Annotated in this window: 5 protein-coding genes; 1 reads left to right on the top strand and 4 read right to left on the bottom strand. The window is 74.1% G+C overall.

Annotated elements, in window-relative coordinates:
• Positions 1-62: 62 nt before the first annotated feature.
• The 4 genes from ABZ457_RS30470 to hisI all read right to left on the bottom strand — a co-directional run bounded on the left by ABZ457_RS30470 (position 63) and on the right by hisI (position 3,092).
• On the bottom strand, positions 63-320 hold the full coding sequence (locus tag ABZ457_RS30470; RefSeq protein ID WP_359164283.1) for an HGxxPAAW family protein: 258 nt from the start codon (positions 318-320) through the stop codon (positions 63-65).
• A gap of 127 nt (positions 321-447) precedes the next feature.
• Positions 448-1,095 carry a TIGR02234 family membrane protein gene (locus ABZ457_RS30465; protein ID WP_359164280.1) on the bottom strand — a complete coding sequence of 216 codons (648 nt, stop codon included), beginning with the start codon at positions 1,093-1,095 and terminating at the stop codon, positions 448-450.
• 48 nt (positions 1,096-1,143) lie between these two features.
• Positions 1,144-2,649: an anthranilate synthase component I gene (locus tag ABZ457_RS30460; protein WP_359164277.1), complete on the bottom strand. Its 1,506-nt coding sequence runs from the start codon at positions 2,647-2,649 to the stop codon at positions 1,144-1,146.
• Between the two features lie 11 nt (positions 2,650-2,660).
• Entirely contained in the window at positions 2,661-3,092 is a 432-nt protein-coding gene (gene hisI, locus ABZ457_RS30455; protein WP_359164274.1) for a phosphoribosyl-AMP cyclohydrolase, read from the bottom strand.
• Between the two features lie 131 nt (positions 3,093-3,223).
• Between hisI and ABZ457_RS30450 the strand changes: the two genes are divergently transcribed.
• The gene (locus ABZ457_RS30450) at positions 3,224-3,856 is read left to right on the top strand and encodes a TIGR03085 family metal-binding protein (protein WP_359164271.1); all 633 of its coding nucleotides are present in this window, start codon (positions 3,224-3,226) and stop codon (positions 3,854-3,856) included.
• Positions 3,857-3,947 lie beyond the last annotated feature (91 nt).

The following is a 3,947-nucleotide window of genomic DNA, read 5'->3' as shown; positions in this document are numbered from 1 at the left end:
CGAGCGCCGGGGACCACATCGTCTCCAGCGCCTCCATCTACGGCGGCACCTACACGGGCGCGTCAGGCGGTGACGCCCTCGCGTGCGGCGGCGCGGTCGCGGGCGGCCAGGACGGCCTCGGACTCCTTCGGCGTGCCCAGGCCCGCCACCTTCATGGCGCCGCCGGCGATCGCGCCGAGGGCGATCACGGCGCAGCCGGCCCAGAAGCCCACCGGGCTGTCCGCGACCATGAAGACGCCCGCGACGCAGAAACCGATGAACGAGATGATGACGCCCGTCCATGCGGCCGGGGTGTGTCCGTGTCCGTGGCTGCCCGCCATGAGTGTGCTCCTCGTCTGAATGTGCGCTGTCGTGAGCCGCCGCTCGTGCTGAGCCGGTCGTGCTGCGGGCCCGGGGGCCCTTCCGTCATTGTCCCGCACCCGGTCGGGCGCGGTGACCGGGGGTGGGTCAGGACTCGCGGGTCGGGTCCTCTCCCCGGTCCAGGGCCTTCCACAGGTCCTCGGGCCGGTCCGGGTCGACCACGGGCGGGGCGGTGCGCCGGCGGGGCGTACCGTCGCGCTCGTAGCGGCCGGACATCGTGGGCCAGGAGGCCCCGTACCGCAGAGCAAGCACACCGGCCAGCAGGATCAGCAGTCCGCCCGCGGCCGTGACGTACGGCCAGACCGTGTGCGTCAGCGCGTCCACCGTGGCGGCCGCGTCGCCCGTGGTGCGCCCGGCCTTCTCGTCGAGGGCGGCGCGGTCGGAGACGCCCAGCAGGGCCGCGGTCACCGCGCCGGCGCCGCTCAGGGCGAGCAGCCCGGAGACGATCAGCCGGCTTCGGCGGCGGACGGCGAAGACGGCCACCAGCGCGGCCAGGCCGACGATCGCGAGGGCGGTCGGGACGCCGGTGACGTCGCCGCCCTTCGCCTCCAGGGCGACGGTCCCGCCGCCGACGGACGCGGTGCCCTCGGCCCAGATCCGCCCGGCGGCGAGGAGGACGACGGTGGCGCCCGCCGCGCCGAGCAGCAGGGCCGCGGCGAGGCTGCGGCGGCCACGCCGGGCGGTCGGCTCCGCCGGGGCGGCGGCGCGGGGCTGGGGTACGGGTACGGCACTCACGCGTCCACTATCCCTTACCGCCCGTTCGCCCGGTCGGCGGGCCGGGTGTCAGCCGGCCGGGGGCGTGGACGCGAGCCGGTTCGCGGTGTGCACGGCGCGCAGCACGGCGGCCGCCTTGTTCCGGCACTCGGTGTCCTCCGCGACCGGGTCGGAGTCGGCGACGACACCCGCCCCGGCCTGGACGTACGCCGTGCCGTCGCGGAGGACGGCGGTGCGGATGGCGATGGCGGTGTCGGAGTCCCCGGCGAAGTCCAGATAGCCGACCGCGCCGCCGTACAGGCCGCGCCGGGAGGGCTCCAGCTCGTCGATGATCTGCATGGCGCGCGGCTTGGGCGCGCCGGAGAGCGTCCCGGCGGGGAAGCAGGCGGTGAGCACGTCGAAGGCGGTCCGGCCCTCGGCGACCCGGCCGGTTACGGTGGAGACGATGTGCATCACGTGGGAGTAGCGCTCGATCGACATGAAGTCGACCACCTCGACGGTGCCGGGCGCGCAGACCCGGCCCAGGTCGTTGCGTCCGAGGTCGACGAGCATCAGGTGCTCGGCGCGCTCCTTGGGGTCGGCGAGGAGTTCCTCGGCGAGGTCGTGGTCCTCCTGCGGGGTCGCGCCGCGATGGCGGGTGCCGGCGATCGGGTGGACCATGGCGTGCCCGTCCTCGACCTTGACCAGGGCCTCGGGGCTGGAGCCGACCACGTCGAAGCCGTCGAAGCGGAGCAGGTACATGTACGGCGAGGGGTTGGTGGCCCGCAGCACCCGGTACACGTCCAGGGCGCTCGCCGTGCAGGGGGTCTCGAACCGCTGGGAGGGCACCACCTGGAACGCCTCGCCGGCCCGAATGCGCTCCTTGATGTCCTCGACGGCGTCCTGGTAGTCGGCCCCGCCCCACAGCGCGGTGAACTCGGGCAGCTCGGAGGGCGGCAGCGCGGACGGGACGGAGACCAGCGGCCGGGCGAGGTCGGCCTCCATGGCGTCGAGGCGGGCGACGGCGCCGGCGTACGCCTCGTCGACACCGGTGTCCGTGTCGTTGTGGTTGATCGCGTTGGCGATCAGCAGGACGCTGCCGTCCCAGTGGTCGAGGACCGCGAGGTCGGAGGTGAGGAGCATGGTCAGCTCGGGGAGCTTCAGGTCGTCGCGCTCACCGGGGCCGATCCGCTCCAGGCGGCGCACGATGTCGTAGCCGAGGTAGCCGACCATGCCGCCGGTGAAGAGGGGCATGGTCACGGCGGCGTCGTGGGTGTGCGGGGTGTGCAGGGTCTCGACGGTCGCGCGCAGGGCGTGCAGCGGGTCGCCCCCGGTGGGGACGCCCACGGGCGGGGTGCCGAGCCAGTGCGCCTCGCCGTCCCGGACGGTGAGGGTCGCGTCGGAGCGGACGCCGATGAAGGAGTAGCGGGACCAGGAGCGGCCCTGCTCGGCGGACTCCAGCAGGAAGGTGCCGGGGCGTTCGGCGGCCAGCTTGCGGTAGAGCCCCACGGGCGTGTCGCCGTCGGCGAGCAGGCGGCGGACGACGGGGATGACACGGCGGTCGACGGCCAGCTTGCGGAACGTGTCGAGATCCATGGCGGCCGACCCTACTGGGCGGTGCGGTCGGACCGCGCGCCGGTGCCCGGGGCCTCGGCGGTGCCGGCGGTGCCGGCGGCGTCGGCATCGAGGAGGACGTCCGCGTCGAAGCAGGTGCGGTCGCCCGTGTGGCAGGCGGCACCGATCTGGTCGACCTTGACGAGGACGGTGTCCGCGTCGCAGTCGAGGGCCACCGACTTCACCCACTGGACGTGCCCGGAGGTGTCGCCCTTGACCCAGTACTCCCGGCGGCTGCGGGACCAGTAGGTGGCGCGGCCGGTGGTCAGGGTGCGGTGCAGGGCCTCGTCGTCCATCCACCCGAGCATGAGCACCTCCCCGGTGTCGTACTGCTGGGCGACGGCGGGCACCAGTCCGTCGGCGCCGCGCTTGAGGCGGGCCGCGACGGCCGGGTCGAGGGCACTGGCGGGGACACTGCTGGTCATGGGGACATTGTGCCGTGCCGGGCGGGGTGGATGTGCGGACCGTCCACGGGACGGGACCGCCGGGTGACCGGGGACCGGCCGGGGTGTCGTCCACTGGGCGGGCGCCCCGGGACCGCCGTACGCTGGCGGGCATGTCGACCCATGCCAAGCGTGAACGACTTCTGCTCGCCGATCTGTTGGAGGCGGCGGGCCCGGACGCCGCCACCCTGTGCGAGGGCTGGCGGACCCTCGACCTCGCCGCCCATGTGGTCGTACGGGAGCGCCGCCCCGACGCGACGGGCGGGGCCCTGCTCCAGGCGCTGAAGGACCGGGCGGAGCGGATCCAGGCGGAGTTCACCGCCCTCCCCTACGACGAGCTGCTGCGGATGATCCGCACGGGCCCGTCCCGGATGTCGCCGTTCGCGCTCAAGCAGGTGGACGAGGCGGCCAACACCGTGGAGTTCTTCGTGCACGCGGAGGACGTGCGCCGCGCCCAGCCCGACTGGACGCCCCGTGACCTGGACCCGGTCTTCGAGAACGTGCTCTGGTCGCGGCTGGAGAAGGGCGCGCGGCTGCTCGGCCGGAAGGCGCCGGTGGGGCTGGTGCTGCGCCGCCCGGACGGGCAGACGGCGGTCGCGCACCGCGGCACACCGGTGGTGACGGTGACCGGGGACCCAGGCGAGCTGACCCTGTTCCTCTTCGGGCGGCAGGAGGCGGCGCGGGTGGACCTGGAGGGCGAGAAGGCGGCCGTGGAGCGCGTCCGGACGGCCCGGCTCGGCGTCTGAGAAAGTGTTGGGTAATTGATCAACTGCTGCTTGTAGTCGACGGTGGTGATCTTCGCGGTCTGAGAGTTCGCGAAGATCACCGTCATGTGTG

This window comes from Streptomyces sp. NPDC005805, assembly GCF_040630445.1.
Classification (GTDB): Bacteria; Actinomycetota; Actinomycetes; order Streptomycetales; family Streptomycetaceae; genus Streptomyces.
Note: the sequence above shows the minus strand (reverse complement) of the source record. Positions and strands in the feature narration are given on the sequence as shown.